This is a genomic window from Flavobacterium sp. OHVDL-2026-0007, from assembly GCF_059882335.1.
This window is the reverse complement of record NZ_CM187612.1, coordinates 3,551,386-3,572,283: the sequence shown is the minus strand read 5'-3', so window position 1 is coordinate 3,572,283 and position 20,898 is coordinate 3,551,386. Positions and strand designations below refer to the sequence as shown.

The following is a 20,898-nucleotide window of genomic DNA, read 5'->3' as shown; positions in this document are numbered from 1 at the left end:
TTTTTTTATATGGTTAGTTAATATCCTGGGTTTTGTTTTAAAGTTGGATTCGCTTGAATGGTTTTTGAAGGAATAGGCATTAAATCTCTATAAGATTCTGTACCACTTCCATTTTTAACGCCACCTTTCCATTGCCAGATTTTAGATCCTCCAGTGAATTTACCAAAACGAATCAAATCTGTTCTTCTATGACATTCCCAAAACAATTCTCTACCTCTTTCATCTAAAATAAAGTCTAGCGTTAAATCTGAAGCTATAATAGGAGTGGTATTCGCTCTAGCTCTAATTTTATTTACATAACCCAAAGCTGTTGTACTATTCCCTGAAGAAGCTCCTCTTAACGTGGCTTCTGCATACATTAAATACACATCTGATAATCGGTACATTGGAAAATCCGTATCCGGCATATCATTTCGCTGTGCCGCACTACCATCAGAATTAACATTCGTAAATTTGGTCACTGCATACCCATTGGTAAACACTCCATAATCCGCAATGTCTAAAGTTTGTCCAGTGGTATAAAAAGTTCCTCTTTTGTCCGCTGTTGCAGTTGCATCAGGAAACAATTGCACAAATTCTGGTCTTGCTCTCATTCCAGACCAACCTCCGTCCATTCCTTGATTAGCACCTACCATACTTCCACCGATAGAGGCGTGAATTATAAAACTCATTCCACCTCCTATGGCTCTAATAGCATTACCATCTCCAACAATTGGGAAGATCACCTCGCTTTGAGCACCATTTCTGTCATTATCAGCAGAAAACAAATAACGGTAAGGCACATTTGCAAAAGTATAGGCAGAACCTGTTATAATATCATTACATACAATTGCTGCATCATTATTTCTTTCTTTTCCCGTATATACTTTAGCATTCAAATAAATTTGTGCTAATAAAAACTGAGCTGCTGTTTTATCAATTCTACCATATTCGTTCGCTTTAGAAGGTGCTAAAGTAGCATCCATGTCTTTTAATTCTGACTCTACAAAAGCAAAAACTTCTGCTCTTGTTTTTTGTTCTGGATAAAAGAAACCAACTGGATCCTTCTCTGTTGTAATAGGCACATTGCCAAACAAGTCCATTAAATTAACATAGGAGAAAGCTCTTAAGAAACGAGCCTCTGCTCTAAACTTAACAATTTCTGCTTTTAAAGTAGCATCCACGCCTCTTTCGGTTAGCTTTTCGTCCGTTGTTTGTCTCAAAAACTCATTGGCAACACTAATTTCGTAAAAAGCTCTTGAAAAAATCCCGTATAGAAACTGATTACTAGGACTCCATTTTTGCCCATTGATTGCTGGCAAACCTTCATCAGCCCATGCGACAATCGCCTCGTCAGTAGGGAATTCCTGTGACACAAATAACAATCTCAGATAACTACTAAAATCCCCTCCAAGTCCAAAAATATCAGGAGAACCATCTCCATCATTTCCTCCTACGTATAAACCGGCATACAACTTTGCCAGTACTTGTTTGTAGGATGCTGGATCTTGAAAAAAGGTTTCTGAAAGAAACTCATCATCATCTTTTGGCGTCACATCTAAGTCGCTCGTACATGAGGTAAGCGTCATATTCATTCCTAAAATAAATAGGAGAAAATAAGATATATATTTAAATGATATTTTCATTTTGTTTGTTTTTAAAATTTTGTTTTTCAATCTACTGTTAGAAATTTGCGTTTACGCCAAACAAGAATGTTCTTGCTCTTGGATAAACATTATTGTCTATCCCGTTGAATTTTTCAGGATCTAAACCATTGTATTTAGTAAGTACTAAAACATTTTGAACCCCTGCCGTAAATCTTAAGGTCGCAGCTTTTAATACTTTTTTATCCAAAGTGTAACCCAGTACTACGTTATCTAACTTAATAAAAGAAGCATCTTTCACGAAATAATCGGAGTAATTACGTTGGGTTGCATTTGAATTACTTTCAGTGGTAAAGCCAGTATTGTAATAATCTGCACTAATATTTGATAAATCAGAGTCCCTTCTTAAACCAGCTTGTAAATATCCTTTGTCCGAACTTACGTTATCATAAATATAGTTCCCAAGACTAGCTCTCCAGTTCATTGTAAAATCGAATTGTTTATAATTCAAAGTAGAAAACAATCCAAAAGTATAATCTGCCGCTGGTTTGTGAAATTTATAACGATCGGCATCTGTAATCGCTCCATCGCCATTTCGATCAGCGTAAGCACCTTGAATAGGTCGTTTGTTCGCATCATACAATTGCTCAAATACAAAGAATGAATTTGGAGCATAGCCCTCAGAATGTATCAATACTCGGTTTCCTGTACCACCAGCAATAATATCTCCTGTAATATATCCTTGAAATCCTGGAACAGTCGCTCCTAAATCAGAGATTTTTTGATCAATATACGTGGCGTTAACCGCAAGATTCCAAGTTAATTTGTCATTTCTAATAATGTCTGATTGAAGATTAAACTCAACACCTTTTGTTCTAACACTACCTATATTACTATACCCCTGATTTCTGATATTTGCTCCATCTGGAACCATAATCTCTGCTAAAAGATCACTCGATTTTTTATCAAAATAATTAAGCGAACCCGTTATTCTATCGTTTAAGAATCCGAAATCAACCCCTACGTTCATCTCCGCTAAATCTTCCCATTTTATATCTTTGTTATAACCTTCAGGTTTTGCAGCCCTGTAAATCACACCATTAAAAAGGTATTGTGTATTAAGCGTTCCTAAGGTTACACGTTGCAAATAGTCATAGGCAGGTGGAATGTCTTGCTGTCCAGTTGTTCCGTACCCCACTCTTAATTTCAAACTTGACAAAGTCTCGTTGTCTTTTAAGAAGGCTTCCTCACTCATATTCCATGCAAAAGCACCTCCAGCAAAATTACCCCATCGATTCTCCTTAGAGAAACGTGAAGTTCCGTCTCTTCTATAATTTAAAGTTACTAAATACCTGCTGTCATACCCTAAGTTCAAACGTCCAAAATACGATTGTAAGTTAACATCGGCATCTGTCGTAACATCCGTAGGTGGATTTGGTCGCACGATATCACCAGAGTTAAATCCTTCACGTTGAAACAACTGATAGTTATATCCGGCAGTAGCATCGATTTTAAGTTTCCCTATATCTTTAGTGTAGTTAAAATACGCATTTAAATTTTTATTCTGGCGATCATCAGTATAATGTGTATAACCTCCTAAATTAGTCCAGTTCCCTTTATCAAATGTAGTTGGTTGATACCCTGTAATACTTTCAGTACTTACACGTGTATAACCGTTACTATTAAACTTATCAATCCCTGCTTCAACAACCACTTTCAGATCTTCGAAAAAATGAAGTTTATAATCTAATCTAATATTACCCCATTTTCTAGTAGAGGTAGCTCTACGTTCGTCTTGATTTAGTCTAGCAACAGGGTTTCTTGCTGGAAGTAAGGGTACGTTACCGTTTGCCTCCAACCATTCAAAATATCCACCGTAACGAGAACCTTCCTGATAAACAGATTGTGTGGGATCAAACATGATGGCACTCCCAATTACTGGACCTTCATCCTGAAATTGATTTTTTCCAAAGGATAAATTTCCAGTAATATCAATTTTTAAATGATTATCTAATAAAACCGGATTTAACGATATCGATGTCGTAGTTCTCTCAAAAGAAGTGTTTTTTAAGATCCCTGGATTATCAACATTTCCAACAGATAAACGTACAGGTAATTTGTTAAACAAAGAACCGCTTACAGAGATATTGTTGTTTGTCGTTAAAGCAGTATGAAAAATTTCATTTTGCCAATTTGTATTTGCTGTACCCAATAAAGCTTTTTGTGCAGCATTACCTTTCTCATTTACTAAAGCTCGAAATTGATCAGCATTTAAAACATCTACTGTATTGGCCACTGTATTAATACCCACTTGAGAACTAAAGTTTACTTTTACACCTCCTTTGGTTCCTTTTTTAGTAGTAATTACAATTACACCATTTGCTGCTCTGGAACCGTAAATCGCAGCTGCAGAAGCATCTTTCAAAACAGTAAAAGATTCGATATCATTAGGATCGATTGTAGACAATATACTGGTAGCTCCTTCTGGTTTACCATTACTCATCGGAAGTCCATCTATTACAATTAATGGCTCATTGGAAGCGCTTAAGGAAGATCCTCCACGAATTCTAATGTCAGCTTTCGCTCCTGGAGCTCCACCACCAACAACATTAACACCCGCGATACGGCCGCTAATCAAACTCTCCGGAGTCACGTTGATCCCCTTATTAAATTCCTTTGAAGAGATTTGAGATACAGAACCTGTTGCATCTTTTTTCTTCACAGTTCCATAACCTACCTGCACTACAACTTCTTTCAGTTGATTGGTGTCTTCTTCTAAAGAAACTGTTAGATTTTTCTGACCACTAAAAATCACGGTAGAGGTTTTGTATCCGATAAAGGAAACCAAAATTTTGTCCCCACTTTTCAAATTGGATAACTGAAATTTACCGTCAAAATCCGTAGCTGTTCCACCTGGAGAACCTTGTACACTTACATTTACTCCTGGGATTGGTTGTCCCGTTGCCGAATCAGCAACTGTTCCACTTAACGTACTTTGAGCCAGCACAGTAAACGGCAACAATAGGAATAAAAATAACAACTTTTTATAAATTGTTTTCATACTTTTTATTTAAATTAGTTTGAGTTTTTGATTGTTAGTTAAGTTTTTAATTTTACTTCGAATTTCAAAATTAGGAATTTATTAACACGCCCAACGGATCGCCTTTTTAATTGGTTTACGAAAACGTGGTAGTGTTGAAAACTTTCTATATTTTGTAATCTTTTAAGCCTAAAATTGTCAATTATAAAAATAAAAGATACCTTTATTAACAATTAGATTTTTTCCAAATAAACGCCATGAAAAGAAAAATAACCTTAAAACAGATTGCTAGAGAACTTGATGTATCGATCTCAACGGTCTCAAAATCACTAAGAAACAGTCTAGAAATCGGAGAAGAAACACGTCTAAAAGTCCAAGCTTTCGCCAAGTTCTACAACTACAAGCCTAACAATATTGCCCTTAGTCTTAAAAATAGAAAGACCAAAAGTATTGGTATTATCATTCCCGAAATTGTGCATTATTTCTTCTCTACCGTCATTAATGGAATCGAGCAAGTTGCCAATGAAAATGGCTATAGTGTTGTCATTTGTTTATCTGATGATTCCTTCGACAAAGAAGTCCTAAATATGGAGATGTTGGCCAACGGAAGTATCGATGGCTTTATCATGTCCCTCTCTAAAGAAACACAATTCAAAGGTGATTTTCATCATATTACAGAAGTAATCAACCAAGGGATGCCCGTGGTCATGTTTGATCGCGTCACCAATGATATCTTATGTGATAAAGTAATTATTGACGATAAAGCTGCCGCTTACGAAGCCGTTCAAAGTTTAATTGATAGTGGTAGGAAAAAAATCGCTTTGGTCACTACAGTTGATTATGTAAGTGTTGGAAAGCTTAGAACTGATGGCTATGAAAAAGCGCTTTTAGACAATGGATTACCCTTTAACGAAAATTTAATTATAAAAATTGAAGATGTCGACACCTGCGAAATAACCATTAGTCAGCTTTTACAGGACCGAGCTATTGATGCCGTTTTTGCCGTAAATGAACTTTTTGCCGTAACCATCATCAAAACAGCCAATAAAATGGGACTTAAAGTTCCTGAAGATCTAGCCGTAATTGCTTTCACCGATGGTATTATCTCAAAATACTCCACCCCAAGCATTACCACGGTAAGTCAAAGTGGAGAAAAAATGGGTAATAAAGCAGCTAAAATGCTCATCGAAAGGCTCGAAGCCGAACATGACGATGAGGAAGAAGAAAATGAAAATTACACTACAGAAGTGATTGAAACCCACCTTATACAAAGAGAATCGACAGACTAATTTTCTTAAAATCAACCTTTTCCAAAGCCATAAATAATATTTATGGCTTTTTTGTTAGCATATTTAAAAAAATAATTTATACTTTTACGCCCATCAAGGCTTTTACTTTTACTTCGAAAAAACAGTAAGTTTTGATAAGCAAAGCGCTTATCGTCTAATTAATTTTTTAATTACGATAATGGAAAAGCGTAAATTAAGTTTCTGGGAAATTTGGAACATGAGTTTCGGTTTCTTAGGAATACAAATGGGATTTGCACTTCAAAATGCAAATGCCAGTAGAATTCTTCAAATTTTTGGCGCCGACGTACATGAACTCTCATGGTTTTGGATTATTGCTCCCTTAATGGGTTTAATAGTACAACCTATCATTGGTCACTACAGCGATAAGACTTGGGGGAAATTCGGAAGACGAAAGCCTTTTTTTCTGGTTGGGGCTATTTTGGCTTCGGTTGGATTAATCTTAATGCCCCAGGCTAATATTTTCATTTCTGTGCTACCTGCTCTATGGGTTGGAGCCGGAATGTTAATGATTATGGATGCCTCTTTCAACATTGCCATGGAGCCTTTTCGCGCTTTAGTAGGTGATAATTTAAGAACCGATCAACGTACCGCAGGATTCAGTATTCAAACTTCATTAATTGGCTTTGGAGCTGTAATGGGTTCCGCATTGCCTTATGTTTTAACCAAGTGGTTTCACATTTCAAACAGTACGGTTCCAGGAAGCGTGCCTTTAAATCTAACCCTGTCTTTTGTTATTGGAGCAGCCGTTCTGATTGCTTCTATACTGGTTACTTTATTTACCACTAAGGAGTATTCCCCTGAAGAACTAGCCCGTTTTGAAGATCCGCAAAGCCAAGTTGATGTTACCGATCAAGAAAAATCAAAGCTAACGGACATTTTTACCGACTTTGCCAAAATGCCCACTACGATGCGCCAGTTAAGTTGGGTTCAATTTTTTTCCTGGTTCGGCTTATTTGGGATGTGGGTTTTTACCACCCCAGCTATTGCACACCACATTTATGGATTACCCCTAACCGATAACTCGAGTCAACAATATCAAGATGCTGGAGACTGGGTCGGTATTCTATTTGGTGTATACAACTTAGTTTCCGCCATTATCGCACTGTTTTTCTTACCCTACATTGCTAAAAAGATTGGGCGAAAATCCACACATTCCCTATCCTTAATCATTGGTGGAATCGGATTGATCTCCATTTATTTTATGCCAAATGAAGATTGGGTTGTACTTCCAATGATTTTAATTGGAGTGGCCTGGGCGAGTATATTAGCTATGCCTTATGCTATCCTTGCAGGATCGATAGCCCCTAAAAAAATGGGTGTTTACATGGGAATATTTAACTTTTTCATCGTTATTCCTCAAATTGTAAATGCGCTTATTGGAGGTCCGATTGTAAAATACCTTTACAATGGAGAGGCTATTTATGCCTTAATCACCAGCGGAGTAAGTTTCTTAATCGCCGCTCTCTTAGTCTACAAAGTAAAAGATGTAGATGACATCACAGCACAATCATAAAATAAGAATACCCTACTGATAATGAACAGAAAAGCATTCATATTCGACCTTGACGGTGTCATCGTCGATACGGCTAAATACCACTTTTTAGCTTGGCAAAAAATTGCAAAAGCACTAAACATCAATTTCACACACGATCATAACGAGCTACTCAAAGGAGTAAGCCGAGTACGTTCCTTGGATATTATATTGGAACTAGGAAGCGTTCAGGCTTCACAGCAAGACAAAGACAAATGGCTCATTCAAAAAAACGAGGATTACCTTTCTTATTTAGTTGACATGGACCAAAGTGAGGTTCTTCCTGGAGTTATTAAAGTGCTACAATTCTTAAAAGAAAACAATCAAGGCATCGCATTGGGTTCTGCCAGCAAAAATGCAAGACCTATCCTTGAAAAAACGAACATCCGTTCCTTTTTCGATGTTATTGTGGATGGAAATGACGTAACCAATGCTAAGCCTGATCCTGAAGTTTTCCTCAAGGCGGCTGAATTATTAAAAATAGATCCTCAGAATGCTATCGTATTTGAAGATTCCGTGGCCGGAATTCAAGCTGCAAACATTGGCAAAATGTTAAGCATAGGAATTGGTGAGGAAACCATTTTACACGAGGCGGATTATATCTTTAAAGATTTCACTTCCATAGAAGAAAGCTTTATCGAAACATTAATCAAAAAATAAAACCAAGCGATCACCAAGAAAACAGAAGAATTACCGCTTTTGATTTTCTTAAACAATAGAAAAGAAGATGAATCAAGATTATATAAAACCAGACAATTGGTCAATCATAGAAGAAGGATTTGATGTAGAAAGAGTAAAGTCCTCTGAAAGCCTTTTTAGTATCGGAAATGGTGCTATGGGACAACGTGCCAATTTTGAAGAAACCTATACGGGAGAAACTTTTCAAGGAAGTTATATCGCCGGGATCTATTACCCTGATAAGACCAAAGTGGGTTGGTGGAAAAATGGCTACCCAAAATACTTCGCAAAAGTATTAAATGCACCTAATTGGATCGGAATTGACGTTGAAATCAATGAAGAAAAACTAGACTTAAACACTTGTACAGCCGTTAAGAATTTTCGCAGAGAATTGAACATGAAAGAAGGATGGTACCATCGTTCTTTTGAAGCTACATTAAAAAACGGAACTGAAATTGCTGTAAATGTGCAGCGTTTTCTCTCTTTAGATTTAGATGAAGTTGGCCTAATTAAATACGAAATCACCCCTTTAAACAAAGATGCTAAAATTCTTTACAAACCCTATATCGACGCTGGCGTAAGCAACGAAGATGCGAATTGGGAAGAAAAATTTTGGGAACCATTAGAGGTAAAAAAAGGAACTCACGAGGCTTTTGTAACAGCCCAGACTTTTAAAACGCATTTTAAGGTAACCACTTTCATGCACAATACGATTTTGGCCAATGGAGAAAATGTTAACATTTCACCATCTACAATCGACTCTAGCTCAGATAAAGTTCAGTTTACCTATGGCACTATTATCGCTAAAGGACAAACCTCCTCAATCCATAAAATAGGAGGGTATACCGTTTCTCTTAACCACGAAAACACCTTAGCTGCAGCAGAAAAATGCATTAAAGTTGCCGTAACTTTGGGATATGATACCTTGCTGAAAAATCAAATTGAGGCTTGGAGCAAAATCTGGGAGATGTCTGACATTACCATTGAAGGTGATGTAAAAGCGCAACAGGGAATTCGTTTTAACATCTTCCAATTGAATCAAACCTATCTTGGAAAAGACAGCCGATTGAATATTGGCCCTAAAGGATTCACCGGAGAAAAATACGGCGGATCAACTTACTGGGACACTGAAGCCTATTGCATTCCTTTTTACATGGCCACTAAAGACCAGCAAGTGGCTCGAAACCTATTGACCTACCGTTTCAATCAATTGGACAAGGCGATTGAAAATGCCAAAGATAATCTTGGTTTTACCAACGGAGCAGCACTCTACCCAATGGTGACGATGAACGGAGAAGAATGTCATAACGAATGGGAAATCACACATGAAGAGATCCACAGAAATGGTGCGATTGCTTTTGCCATTTTTAACTACTACCGTTTTACTGGAGACTATTCTTATATTCCAGAAAAAGGCTTAGAGGTACTTATTGGCATTGCACGCTTTTGGCATCAAAGAGCTTCCTTTTCAAAAGACAAAAATCAGTATGTCATTTTAGGCGTTACAGGTCCAAACGAATACGAGAACAACATCAACAATAATTTCTACACCAATTATGTTGCAAAATGGTGTATTGATTATACCGAAGAACAACTTAAAAAAGTTGCGCTAGAATACCCCTCAGATTACAAACGTATTTTAGAAAAAGTAAAACTTTCGGCTGCTGAAATTCAGCAATGGAAGGAAGTAGCTACCAATATGTACTTCCCTTTTTCTAAAGAGCTTGACATCTACTTACAACAAGACGGATTCTTAGACAAAGATCTAGTTCCTGTAAAAGATTTAGATAAATCACAACGTCCTATTAACCAAAAATGGTCTTGGGATCGCGTTTTACGTTCACCTTACATCAAGCAAGCGGACGTTTTACAATGTTTCTACTTTTTTGAGGATCATTTTTCTACAGAAGAATTAAAACGCAATTTCGAATTTTATGAATCTTTTACTGTACATGAAAGTTCACTTTCTCCTTGCGTTCATTCCATTCAAGCGGCCCTTTTAGACAAAATGGATATGGCTTATACCTTTTACCTAAGAACTTCTCGTTTGGATCTAGACGATTACAACAAAGAAGTGGAAGAAGGCTGTCATATTACTTCAATGGCCGGAACTTGGATGAGTATTGTCGAAGGATTTGGAGGAATGCGTGTGAAAAACGACCAACTTCATTTTTCTCCGAAGATCCCCAAAGAGTGGGAAGGCTATTCCTTTAAAATTAATTTCAGAAACAAAATTTTAAAAGTTGCTGTATCGCATAAGGAAACTACTTTTACTATAGATGGCGATCAAGATTTAGCTATCGTTGTAAACGGACAGCCGCAAATCGCAAGAAAACTTATATACAATTAATTTATAATACTCTAAAAACTAAAAAACATGAAAAACTTATTTTTCGCAAGTTTAATCTTGTTTGCTTTTAGCTCCATTGCAAAAGCACAACAATTAAAGTCACCCGAAGGCAAGTTCGTAATGGAATTTTCTCTTCAAAACGATGGGACTCCAACTTACCAATTAAAATACAAAAACAAAGAAGTTGTAAAAACCAGTAAATTAGGTCTTGAACTTAAAGATGATAAAAAATCTTTATTGAATGATTTTAAGGTTGTCGATACTAAAACAACCACTTTTGATGAAACTTGGAAACCAGTTTGGGGAGAAGTAGACAACATTAGAAATCATTATAATGAATTGGCTGTTACTTTAAACCAAAAAGGAACAGACAGACAAATCGTAATTCGTTTTCGTTTATTTGATGACGGTTTAGGATTTAGATATGAATTCCCTACTCAAAAAAACCTCACCTATTTCGTAATCAAAGAAGAAAGAACTCAGTTTGCCATGGCCGGCGACCACACTGCTTTCTGGATCCCTGGAGATTATGATACCCAAGAATACGATTATACAAAATCAAAACTATCCGAAATTAGAGGTTTGTCTGAAAAGGCGTATACGGCTAATGTTTCGCAAAAGAACTTTTCTCCAACGGGAGTTCAGACTTCTTTGATGTTAAAAACAAACGATGGTTTATTCATCAACCTGCACGAAGCTGCTTTGATCAACTATTCTTGTATGCACTTGAATTTAGATGACAAAAACATGATTTTCCAATCTTGGTTAACGCCAGATGCAAAAGGAGATAAAGGTTATATGCAAGCACCAAGTCACTCGCCTTGGAGAACCATCATGGTAAGTGATGACGCCCGAGAAATTTTAGCTTCTAAAATGACCTTAAACCTTAATGAGCCATCTAAAATTGAAGATACTTCATGGATTAAACCCGTAAAATATGTAGGGGTTTGGTGGGAAATGATTACTGGAAAAAGTTCTTGGTCTTACACCAATGATTTTCCAACAGTACAATTGGGTGTTTCTGATTTCTCAAAAGCTAAACCAAATGGTACACACGGAGCCAATAATGCCAACGTAAAAAAATACATTGATTTTGCTGCCGCAAATGGTTTCGACGCTGTTTTAGTGGAAGGTTGGAATGAAGGTTGGGAAGATTGGTTTGGACATTCAAAAGATTATGTTTTTGATTTCTTGACGCCCTACCCAGATTTTGATGTAAAAGGCTTGCACGAATACGCGAAATCTAAGGGTATTAAAATAATGATGCACCATGAAACTTCAGGTTCTGTTCGTAACTACGAGCGCCACATGGATAAAGCGTATCAATTCATGAAAGACAATGGATATGATGCTGTAAAAAGCGGTTATGTTGGAGATATCTTACCTCGTGGTGAAAACCATTACGACCAATGGATTGTCAATCATTATCAATACGCTATCGAAAAAGCTGCTGACTATAAAATTATGGTGAATGCTCACGAAGCAGTACGTCCAACAGGAATCTGCAGAACCTATCCGAACTTAATTGGAAACGAAGCTGCTAGAGGAACAGAATACCAAGCTTTTGGAGGTTCTAAACCAAACCACGTAACGGTTTTACCTTTTACACGTTTAATAGGAGGCCCAATGGATTACACGCCTGGAATCTTCGAAATGGATATCAGCAAAATGAATCCTGATAATAAATCACATGTAAACAGTACCCTTGCCAACCAATTGGCCTTATATGTTACCATGTATAGCCCGTTGCAAATGGCTGCTGATACTCCAGAGAATTACAACCGTTTCCCAGATGCTTTCCAGTTCATTAAAGATGTGGCTGTAGATTGGTCTCAGAGCAAATATATCGAAGCTGAACCAGGAGATTTCATCACCGTTGCCCGTAAAGCAAAAGGAACGAACAATTGGTTTGTTGGAAACGTAAACGGGGAAGCGCCTCGTACCTCAAACATCGATTTTAGTTTCCTAGAAAAAGGCAAAAAATATACTGCTACCCTATATGCTGATGCAAAAGATGCGCATTACAAAACAAATCCGCAAGCTTACATTATCAAAAAAATGGCCGTAACCAATAAATCAAAATTATCGCAGTTATCTGCAGCAGGCGGTGGTTATGCTATTAGCATAATTGAAACCAAATAATTTTTTCAAAGACAAGTAATTTCCCCCAAAATTGCTTGTCTTTTTTTTTAAATCGTATAACAATACCCAGCAGCTTATGAATATCCAAAAAAAGACTCGAAAAACCAACCTTACCTTCTGTTCAATAGTTCTATTCGTTTTTTTATTTTCAACCATCATGAAAGCACAAATTCAAAAAACAGAACCCCCATTTTGGTACGCAGGAATGAAAAATCCTGAGTTACAAATAATGTTCTACGGAAAAAACATTGCACAATATGAGGCTACTGTTTCCCATAATGTAGTGATTATAAACATTGAAAAAACAGAGAATCCAAACTACCTTTTCGTAACGATTGACACTGAAAACATCAAAGCTTCAGAATTGGTTTTTTCATTCAAAACCAAAAACAAAGTCGCGTTTACTCAAAAATATGCGCTTAAAGAAAGAAGAGCTAACTCTGCAAACAGAAAAAGCTACGATGCATCGGATATGATTTACTTGATTATGCCGGATCGTTTTGCTAATGGAAATACGAAAAATGATAGCGATACCCTATTAACAGAAAAAGGAAACAGACAAGATCCAAGTGGACGCCATGGAGGAGATATTGAAGGAATTATCAAAAACCTCGATTATATTTCGTCTTTGGGAGCCACCACGATTTGGAGTACACCTTTATGTGAGGACAACGATAAACAACATTCGTATCATACTTATGGACAATCCGATGTTTACAAAATAGATCCTCGTTACGGAACCAATGATGATTATGCTCGTTTGTCTGCAGAAATGCATAAAAAAGACATGAAGCTGGTTATGGATTATGTAACTAATCACTGGGGAATTACGCATTGGATGATCAAAGATATCCCAACAAAAACCTGGTTTAATCAATTTGAAAACTTCACACAAACACACCACCGTCGTGAAGTGATTACCGATATTCACGCTTCAAAATTAGATCAGGAAATTTGTATTGATGGCTGGTTTGTTCCTTCAATGCCAGACTTGAATTTAAAAAACCCACTAGTGGCCAAATACCTGACTCAGAACGCTATTTGGTGGATCGAATTCGCCGATCTTGACGGATTTAGAGTAGATACTTATAATTATTCTGATCCAGCAGCCATGGCCAATTGGGCCAAAGCCATTACCAATGAATATCCCAATTTTAATATTGTTGGAGAAATATGGATGCACAATCAGGCCAGTTTAGCCTATTGGCAAAAAGACAGTAAAATTGGCGCCATCGAAAACTATAATTCGAATTTGCCAAGCGTAATGGATTTTACACTGCACAATCAAATTGGGACTGTTTTTAATGACGATAATCCAACTTGGGACAATGGTATGATTAAAATCTACAACAATTTTGCTTTAGACTTTTTGTACCCCAATACCAACAACCTTTTGGTTTTTGCCGAAAATCACGATACCAATAGAATTAATGACGTTTATAAATATGATTTCGAAAAATACAAACTAGTCATGACTTTAATGGCTACCGTTCGTGGAATTCCACAATTGTATTACGGTTCAGAAATTGGAATGGGCGGCGACAAAAGCAAAGGGGATGCTGACATTCGTCAGGATTTTCCTGGAGGTTGGAATGGCGATAAAAACAACGCTTTTACAAAAGCCGGAAGAACAGTGGAGCAAACCAAATATTTCGATTTTACGTCTAAACTATTCAATTGGAGAAAATCCAATGAAGCCGTTCATTTTGGAAAAATGACACACTATATTCCAGAAAACAATACCTATGTGTATTTCAGATATACTGATAACAAAACAGTGATGGTCGTTTTTAACAACAATGCAAAAGAACAAACTCTAAAGACAAATCGTTTTAAGGAAAACATCAAAAGTTTTACCACTGGTAAAGACATCCTAAGCGGAAAAACCTTTGATTTATCTTCCGAAATAACCTTAGCCCCAAAATCAGCAGTCGTTTTAGAATTAGAATAAAACCACTACAGCAACTAGTAGGTGTTTTTCGAGAAAATTTTAAACGCCAAACACACAAGGTTTGCAAAGAGCTCCCTTCTTTGTGAACCTTGTTTTTTTTATAGTCTCTTAAAACCCCACCTTTTATCCCTTTATCTCAAGCGCGTTTATACCCCTTCCAAAAAAAATCGTGCTCTTTAATAACAAACAGCAGTCAGAGAATCTATTTTTTGCGACCTTTGCGGATAAACTTTTTAGATATGCTAAAAATCGCGCATCGTGGTGCCAAAGGATACGAACCTGAGAATACGCTAAAAGCTTTTCAGAGAGCATTAGAGCTAAACGCAGATGCAATAGAATTAGACGTACACCTAAGTGCTGATGGAAATCTAATGGTCATACACGACGAAACGATTGACAGAATGACCAACGGAAAAGGTTTTGTAAATACACTATCTTTGCCCGAATTAAAAACTTTTCTAATTGAAAATCAATACGAAATCCCCACATTAAATGAAGTTTTTGATTTGGTAAACAAGAAATGCCTGATCAACATCGAACTGAAAGGTCCCAAAACTTCAGCTAAAGTGGTGTCTTTAATCGAAGAATATGTTTCCAAAAGAAACTGGACTTACGCTCAGTTCATTGTATCGAGTTTTGACTGGAATTCGTTGAAAGAAGTACATGATTTGAATGCAAAAATTCCAATAGGTGTTTTGACAGAAACGGATCTCAATTTAGCTTTGACTTTCGCTGAGTCTATTCAAGCAAAAGCAATTCATCCTTATTATCTCTTATTGAATCAGGAAAACACCAAGCAAATACAAGCGAAAGGTTTATGGGTTTTGCCTTGGACCGTAAATGAAGAAGAAGACATACAAAAAATAAAAAACTATAACGTAGAGGGAATCATTACTGATTTTCCCGATAAAATATAAACCCATCAGAATAATTATTGTCAAAGTTTAAAATTCTGACAATGTCTATTTAAGAGGTTAAACTAAAAATATGAATCAAAATTTCGATATCATCATTGTTGGCGGTGGCGCTGCAGGTTTTTTTACAGCCATTAATATTGCCGAAAAAAATCCAAAACTAAAAATTGCCATTTTAGAACGAGGAAAAGAAGTCCTTTCTAAAGTGCGTGTTTCTGGTGGTGGAAGATGCAACGTAACACACGCCTGTTTTGAACCGAATGAATTAGTCAAATTTTATCCCAGAGGGGAAAAAGAACTCCGTGGTCCATTTCACCAGTTTTGTTCTGGTGATACTATTGAGTGGTTTGAAAAACATGGTGTCGAACTCAAAATAGAAGATGACGGCAGAATGTTTCCTGTTTCTAACTCCTCTCAAACGATTATTGATTGTTTTTTAGAAGCAACCGGGAAATTAGGCATCAAGCTATTAACCGGACAAAGTGTTCAATCCATCTTTAAAGCCGAAAATCATTGGAAAATTGACACTCAGGATACCAACTATGCAACTGAAAAATTAATACTAGCCACGGGAAGCAATCCAAAGATTTGGGAAATGCTACAAACTCAAGGTCATGCTATTGTAAGCCCTGTTCCTTCCTTATTCACGTTCAACATCAAAGATGCGCGTATTAAAGAATTACCAGGTGTAGCAGCGCAGGTAACCGTTAAGGTGAAAGACACCAAACTCGAATCAACTGGACCTTTGTTAATCACACATTGGGGAATGAGTGGCCCAGCCATTTTGAAGCTTTCAGCCTGGGGAGCCCGTACTTTATTCGATAAAAATTACCAGTTCACTATTTTTGTCAATTGGTTGAATGACATAGATACAGAACAAGCTGAAAAAATCCTCAAGGACTTAAAACAAGAACACGCTAAAAAAGCAGTTTCTAAAAAATCTCCTTTTGATTTTCCTAACCGCTTATGGGAAAGTCTAGTCTTAGCTTCAGGCATTGAAGTGGAAACCAAATGGGCCGATTTATCTAAAATACAGCTTCAAAATCTAGCTGCTCAATTGACCAAAGCCCAATTTCAAGTAAACGGGAAAAGTACTTTTAAAGAAGAATTTGTAACCGCTGGTGGAATTGATTTAAAAGAAATCAACTTTAAAACTATGGAAAGCAAGTTACATCAAAACCTCTACTTCGCTGGAGAAATAGTTAATGTTGATGCCATTACAGGAGGTTTTAATTTTCAAAATGCCTGGACTAGCGGATTTATTTTAGCCCATAATATATAAAAGGATGAAATTTAAAGGAATAATATTTGATTTAGACGGAACACTAGTAGATTCATTGGAAGATATAGCAGATGCGATGAATAAGGTACTCCAAACGCTAAATTACCCCACGCACACCTATGCAACATATCAATCTTTTATCGGTCATGGTTTAAGAAATTTGGTTAGCAAAGCGTTACCGAAATCCAACAACTCTGAAGATCAAATTGAAAGTTGCTTCCAAAGTATGGTTCAAGTATACCGTGAGATTTGTACCCTTAAGACTAAACCTTATGCCGGCATAGTCGAATTATTGGATCATTTGGTTTCGAAAGAAATTAAATTAGCTGTCTTTTCTAATAAGGCAGATGAACTTACAAAAAAAATAGTTGCCGAAATATTTCCAGACTATTTTCATAATGCTGTGGGTTTAAGCATCGAGTCCCTTAAAAAACCTAATCCATTTGAAGCTATTGCCATAAGTAAAAGCTGGAATTTAGAAACAGAAGAAATTATCTTCGTCGGAGACTCTGATATCGATATACAAACTGCCACTAATGCCTCTATGTTTCCCGTTGGTGTTTCGTGGGGCTATCGCAGCGAAAACGAATTAATTAGTAGCGGGGCTAAAGTAGTCCTAAACGGTCCTTTAGATTTAATTCCGCTAATTCAAGAATAGATCTTGACTGTTTTCAGTTGCGCTATCAGCAACTGAAAACAGTTATTACAAACAACGAAAAAAATTAATTAACAAGAATTTACACATTCACTAAGTTTTCATTAAGACAATTCTAATAATTTTACTATCAGCTAAATACCTCTAGATGAAAGTAAAATTACTCACCACAATTTCTTTTTTCACTTACCAACTTTCCATTTCTCAAACAGAGAAGTTACTTCACGGAATAGTTGTTTCACAAAATAACCCACTCAAAAAAGTCGAGGTAATCAATAAGACAGCCAAAACAAGTACGAGGACAAACGATAATGGACAGTTCTCCATACTGGTCAATGTACAAGATAGCTTGATATTCTTCTCTAGGGATTATTTTTTCAAAAGAATGAAAGTCAGTCAACAAGACCTTGAAACAACTACTCTTGTTATAGATATGATTTTAAAACCAGAAGAACTCGATGAAGTGCTCATTACCACCATTAAATTCCCGAAAGTTACCTATGACCACGAAGCTATTTCAGAAATAAAAATAGAAAAACAGAAAAATGATCTGACGCGATTTATTCCAGGCTACCGCGACGGCTCTATCCCAAACGGAGTTAATTTTGGGGCTATAGGAGCTGACCTTTTTTCTTTGTTCGGCAAGAAAAAGGAAAAAACGAAAACAAAAACTACTCCACCTGATTTTAAAAAACGCACTGCAGAAACGATCTCTAGAGAGTTTTTCACCAAAGAACTAAAATTACTGCCCGAAGAAGTTGATTTATTTCTTGAATACTGTGATGCTGACCCCAGATATGCAAAACTTCTTGACGACCGTAGCATTCTAGCCACTATGGACTTTTTGTTTGCTAAATTCGAAGAATTTAAAAAACTTAAAGCACAAATAAAAAATTAAAAACACCAGAATTTTGCCTTCTCCACAAGCAGGCATCAACCACATTAGTGTCGACAAAATCAGCTATATGAAAGTAAAATTACTCACCACGATTTCTTTTTTAACGTATCAGCTTTCTATTTCCCAAACAGACAAATTACTTCATGGTAAAGTTGTCTCACAAAATAACCCACTTACCAAAGTGGAGGTTATTAATAAGACAACAAAAATTAGCACCACTACAAACAATCTTGGGGAATTCTCCATAGCAGTTAAGGCAAAAGACAGCTTGATATTTTTCTCTAAAGATTATTTTTTCAAAAGAATCAAAGTCAGCCCACAACATATTGATCAAAATAACCTTGTGATCAATATGTTAATCAAACCTCTAGAACTAGATGAAGTTATTATTTCAAAAACAAAACTAGCCTCTATCAAACTTAGCAAACAAGAGATTCGTGATATAAAACTCTACTCACACAAAACCAAAGGTTATAATGATACTCCTATCCCCAACGGAACTGATTTTATTCTTTTAGGCAAACAACTATACTATCTATTGTCAAAAGAAAAAGAAACAAAAAACAAAATTGAAAGTCCTCCAATTGATTTCAAAAAGTTTGTTACCAATACAATACCTGCAGATTTTTTCGCTAAGCAGTTAAAACTGCTACCTGAAGAAAAAAATCTTTTTATTGAATTCTGCGAAGTTGATCCAGAGTCTCAACCTCTTTTTGTAAACCCAAATGTATTAAGAACAATGGATTTTTTATATGCAAAAAATGAAGAGTTTAAAAAATTAAAAACAGAGACTAAACCCTAAACCAAGAACAAATAATTAACTATTCAACCACCAAATACTCGCATTCAATACAGCAGCATAACTAACCCAAATCAAATAAGGAACCAGTAAGTATCCCGCTATTTTATTAATTTTCACAAACTTTACGTAGGTTTCATAAATCATCAACAATAGCAATGCTATTTCTATTAAAGCCAACATCGGATTTTTTAATCCAAAGAATAAATACGACCAAATGGCATTTAATGTCAATTGAATTAAAAAGAAGCCTAATGCCGTTTTCACTGTCTCATTTTGCTCTTTTATTTTATCCCAAACCAATCCAGCAGCAACAGCCATAAAAATATAAAGTAATGTCCATACAGGCATAAAAACCCAATTAGGAGGATTAAAGCTGGGCTTTTCAATAGTCGTATACCACGTTTCAATACTAGGCTTGGTTACCAGACTTGAAGAATACCCCACCATTAAACAAACTATTAGCGCTATTACGATCTTGGTAAACTTGTTCATTTTTCTCAATTTTTGTTCAAAAATAGTCAAAAAGAAAGTTTAAACCATACTAAGCCATACAAGTTGCTTTCTTCTCGCATTTCCATTAAAGTAGCAAAATTCAAATTTTCATTTACATCTTCAGAATAAATAAGAAAAACTATCTTTGCCAAAATTTTATAATTCATGTTTACAGCAACTGATTTTATTCCTAAAAAGTACACTTCGATTATCGAAAACGGAAATTTTGAGTGGAGTGCTCCCAGCAATATTGCCTTAGTAAAATACTGGGGTAAAAAAGACAATCAAATTCCAGCCAATCCTTCGGTTAGTTTTACCCTTAACAATTGCAAAACGATAACCAAACTAGGATTTAAGAAAAGAGACCTTTCGGCTTTAGCCAACGCAGCAGCTGATAGCTTTTCTTTTGATTTACTTTTTGAAGGAAAACCAAAAGAAGACTTTAAACCTAAAATTCAAAAGTTTTTAGAGCGAATTGAAATCTATTTGCCTTTTTTAAAAGACTACCACTTTACCATTGATACCCAAAATACCTTCCCACACAGTTCAGGAATTGCTTCATCTGCATCAGGTATGGCAGCTTTAGCCATGAACTTCATGAGTGTAGAAAAAGTATTAAATCCACAAATGACTGAGGAATACTTCAATCAAAAAGCGTCCTTCTTAGCTCGTCTGGGCTCAGGAAGTGCTTGTAGAAGTGTAAAGGGAAAGGTAGTAGCTTGGGGAAATCAAAACAACATCAAAGGAAGCTCCGACTTATTTGGAGTTGAATTCCCATATACCATTCATCAAAATTTCAACAACTATCAAGACACCATTTTATTGGTCGATAAGGGAGAAAAACAAGTCTCAAGTACCGTTGGACACGATTTAATGCATAACCACCCTTTCGCAGAAAGACGTTTTGCACAGGCACATGAAAATATGGATCAATTGATCCACATTTTTGAAAATGGTAATTTAGATGAATTTATAAAAATCGTCGAAAGCGAAGCTCTGACTTTACATGCCATGATGATGACTTCGATGCCTTATTTTATACTGATGAAACCAAATACTTTGCACATCATCAACGCGATTTGGAAGTTCAGAAGTCAAACACAGATCCCGGTCTGTTTTACACTCGACGCCGGTGCAAATGTTCACGTTTTATATCCCGAAAACGTTAGCGAAAAAGTACTACAATTTATTCAGGACGAATTAGTTGTATTTTGCCAGAATGGTCAGTACATTTGTGACCAAATTGGAGAAGGCGCAATGGCATTATAAT

Annotated in this window: 15 protein-coding genes; 12 read left to right on the top strand and 3 right to left on the bottom strand. The window is 36.2% G+C overall.

The window, feature by feature from the left end:
- Positions 1-17: 17 nt before the first annotated feature.
- Both AC51AA_RS14665 and AC51AA_RS14660 read right to left on the bottom strand, forming a co-directional pair.
- Positions 18-1,625: a RagB/SusD family nutrient uptake outer membrane protein gene (locus AC51AA_RS14665; protein ID WP_500702972.1), complete on the bottom strand. Its 1,608-nt coding sequence runs from the start codon at positions 1,623-1,625 to the stop codon at positions 18-20.
- Between the two features lie 37 nt (positions 1,626-1,662).
- A complete protein-coding gene (locus AC51AA_RS14660) occupies positions 1,663-4,644 on the bottom strand; it encodes a SusC/RagA family TonB-linked outer membrane protein (protein ID WP_500702971.1) in 2,982 nt (993 codons plus the stop codon).
- 236 nt (positions 4,645-4,880) lie between these two features.
- Between AC51AA_RS14660 and AC51AA_RS14655 the strand changes: the two genes are divergently transcribed.
- From AC51AA_RS14655 to AC51AA_RS14605, 11 genes are all read left to right on the top strand, one after another.
- Complete coding sequence (locus AC51AA_RS14655; RefSeq protein WP_500702970.1) at positions 4,881-5,912, top strand: LacI family DNA-binding transcriptional regulator; 1,032 nt, start codon at positions 4,881-4,883, stop codon at positions 5,910-5,912.
- Positions 5,913-6,090: 178 nt separating this feature from the next.
- The gene (locus AC51AA_RS14650) at positions 6,091-7,446 is read left to right on the top strand and encodes an MFS transporter (protein WP_500702969.1); all 1,356 of its coding nucleotides are present in this window, start codon (positions 6,091-6,093) and stop codon (positions 7,444-7,446) included.
- 21 nt (positions 7,447-7,467) lie between these two features.
- Complete coding sequence (pgmB, locus tag AC51AA_RS14645; protein WP_500702968.1) at positions 7,468-8,124, top strand: beta-phosphoglucomutase; 657 nt, start codon at positions 7,468-7,470, stop codon at positions 8,122-8,124.
- A 67-nt stretch (positions 8,125-8,191) separates the two neighbouring features.
- Positions 8,192-10,492 carry a glycoside hydrolase family 65 protein gene (locus AC51AA_RS14640; RefSeq protein ID WP_500702967.1) on the top strand — a complete coding sequence of 767 codons (2,301 nt, stop codon included), beginning with the start codon at positions 8,192-8,194 and terminating at the stop codon, positions 10,490-10,492.
- Positions 10,493-10,519: 27 nt separating this feature from the next.
- The gene (locus tag AC51AA_RS14635) at positions 10,520-12,634 is read left to right on the top strand and encodes a glycoside hydrolase family 97 protein (RefSeq protein ID WP_500702966.1); all 2,115 of its coding nucleotides are present in this window, start codon (positions 10,520-10,522) and stop codon (positions 12,632-12,634) included.
- Positions 12,635-12,710: 76 nt separating this feature from the next.
- Positions 12,711-14,585, top strand: coding sequence for a glycoside hydrolase family 13 protein (locus AC51AA_RS14630; protein ID WP_500702965.1), 1,875 nt, complete (start codon positions 12,711-12,713; stop codon positions 14,583-14,585).
- A gap of 239 nt (positions 14,586-14,824) precedes the next feature.
- A complete protein-coding gene (locus AC51AA_RS14625) occupies positions 14,825-15,502 on the top strand; it encodes a glycerophosphodiester phosphodiesterase (RefSeq protein WP_500702964.1) in 678 nt (225 codons plus the stop codon).
- Positions 15,503-15,572: 70 nt separating this feature from the next.
- A complete protein-coding gene (locus AC51AA_RS14620) occupies positions 15,573-16,781 on the top strand; it encodes a BaiN/RdsA family NAD(P)/FAD-dependent oxidoreductase (RefSeq protein ID WP_500702963.1) in 1,209 nt (402 codons plus the stop codon).
- Between the two features lie 4 nt (positions 16,782-16,785).
- On the top strand, positions 16,786-17,439 hold the full coding sequence (locus tag AC51AA_RS14615; RefSeq protein WP_500702962.1) for an HAD family hydrolase: 654 nt from the start codon (positions 16,786-16,788) through the stop codon (positions 17,437-17,439).
- Between the two features lie 145 nt (positions 17,440-17,584).
- Positions 17,585-18,334: a BamP family beta-assembly machinery protein gene (locus AC51AA_RS14610; RefSeq protein WP_500702961.1), complete on the top strand. Its 750-nt coding sequence runs from the start codon at positions 17,585-17,587 to the stop codon at positions 18,332-18,334.
- Positions 18,335-18,401: 67 nt separating this feature from the next.
- Positions 18,402-19,136, top strand: a complete 735-nt coding sequence (locus AC51AA_RS14605) for a BamP family beta-assembly machinery protein (protein ID WP_500702960.1) — start codon at positions 18,402-18,404, stop codon at positions 19,134-19,136.
- 15 nt (positions 19,137-19,151) lie between these two features.
- Here the strand turns inward: AC51AA_RS14605 and AC51AA_RS14600 are convergent, their stop codons facing one another.
- Positions 19,152-19,628, bottom strand: a complete 477-nt coding sequence (locus tag AC51AA_RS14600; RefSeq protein WP_500702959.1) for a TspO/MBR family protein — start codon at positions 19,626-19,628, stop codon at positions 19,152-19,154.
- Between the two features lie 165 nt (positions 19,629-19,793).
- Between AC51AA_RS14600 and AC51AA_RS14595 the strand changes: the two genes are divergently transcribed.
- Positions 19,794-20,897 carry a diphosphomevalonate decarboxylase gene (locus AC51AA_RS14595; RefSeq protein WP_500702958.1) on the top strand — a complete coding sequence of 368 codons (1,104 nt, stop codon included), beginning with the start codon at positions 19,794-19,796 and terminating at the stop codon, positions 20,895-20,897.
- Position 20,898 lies beyond the last annotated feature (1 nt).

What these genes read in the sequence shown, in the direction of transcription:
- AC51AA_RS14665 (WP_500702972.1), bottom strand. Translation starts at nt 1,625, where the DNA reads ATGAAAATATCATTTAAATATATATCTTATTTTCTCCTATTTATTTTA.
- AC51AA_RS14660 (WP_500702971.1), bottom strand. Translation starts at nt 4,644, where the DNA reads ATGAAAACAATTTATAAAAAGTTGTTATTTTTATTCCTATTGTTGCCG.
- AC51AA_RS14655 (WP_500702970.1), top strand. Translation starts at nt 4,881, where the DNA reads ATGAAAAGAAAAATAACCTTAAAACAGATTGCTAGAGAACTTGATGTA.
- AC51AA_RS14650 (WP_500702969.1), top strand. Translation starts at nt 6,091, where the DNA reads ATGGAAAAGCGTAAATTAAGTTTCTGGGAAATTTGGAACATGAGTTTC.
- pgmB (WP_500702968.1), top strand. Translation starts at nt 7,468, where the DNA reads ATGAACAGAAAAGCATTCATATTCGACCTTGACGGTGTCATCGTCGAT.
- AC51AA_RS14640 (WP_500702967.1), top strand. Translation starts at nt 8,192, where the DNA reads ATGAATCAAGATTATATAAAACCAGACAATTGGTCAATCATAGAAGAA.
- AC51AA_RS14635 (WP_500702966.1), top strand. Translation starts at nt 10,520, where the DNA reads ATGAAAAACTTATTTTTCGCAAGTTTAATCTTGTTTGCTTTTAGCTCC.
- AC51AA_RS14630 (WP_500702965.1), top strand. Translation starts at nt 12,711, where the DNA reads ATGAATATCCAAAAAAAGACTCGAAAAACCAACCTTACCTTCTGTTCA.
- AC51AA_RS14625 (WP_500702964.1), top strand. Translation starts at nt 14,825, where the DNA reads ATGCTAAAAATCGCGCATCGTGGTGCCAAAGGATACGAACCTGAGAAT.
- AC51AA_RS14620 (WP_500702963.1), top strand. Translation starts at nt 15,573, where the DNA reads ATGAATCAAAATTTCGATATCATCATTGTTGGCGGTGGCGCTGCAGGT.
- AC51AA_RS14615 (WP_500702962.1), top strand. Translation starts at nt 16,786, where the DNA reads ATGAAATTTAAAGGAATAATATTTGATTTAGACGGAACACTAGTAGAT.
- AC51AA_RS14610 (WP_500702961.1), top strand. Translation starts at nt 17,585, where the DNA reads ATGAAAGTAAAATTACTCACCACAATTTCTTTTTTCACTTACCAACTT.
- AC51AA_RS14605 (WP_500702960.1), top strand. Translation starts at nt 18,402, where the DNA reads ATGAAAGTAAAATTACTCACCACGATTTCTTTTTTAACGTATCAGCTT.
- AC51AA_RS14600 (WP_500702959.1), bottom strand. Translation starts at nt 19,628, where the DNA reads ATGAACAAGTTTACCAAGATCGTAATAGCGCTAATAGTTTGTTTAATG.
- AC51AA_RS14595 (WP_500702958.1), top strand. Translation starts at nt 19,794, where the DNA reads ATGTTTACAGCAACTGATTTTATTCCTAAAAAGTACACTTCGATTATC.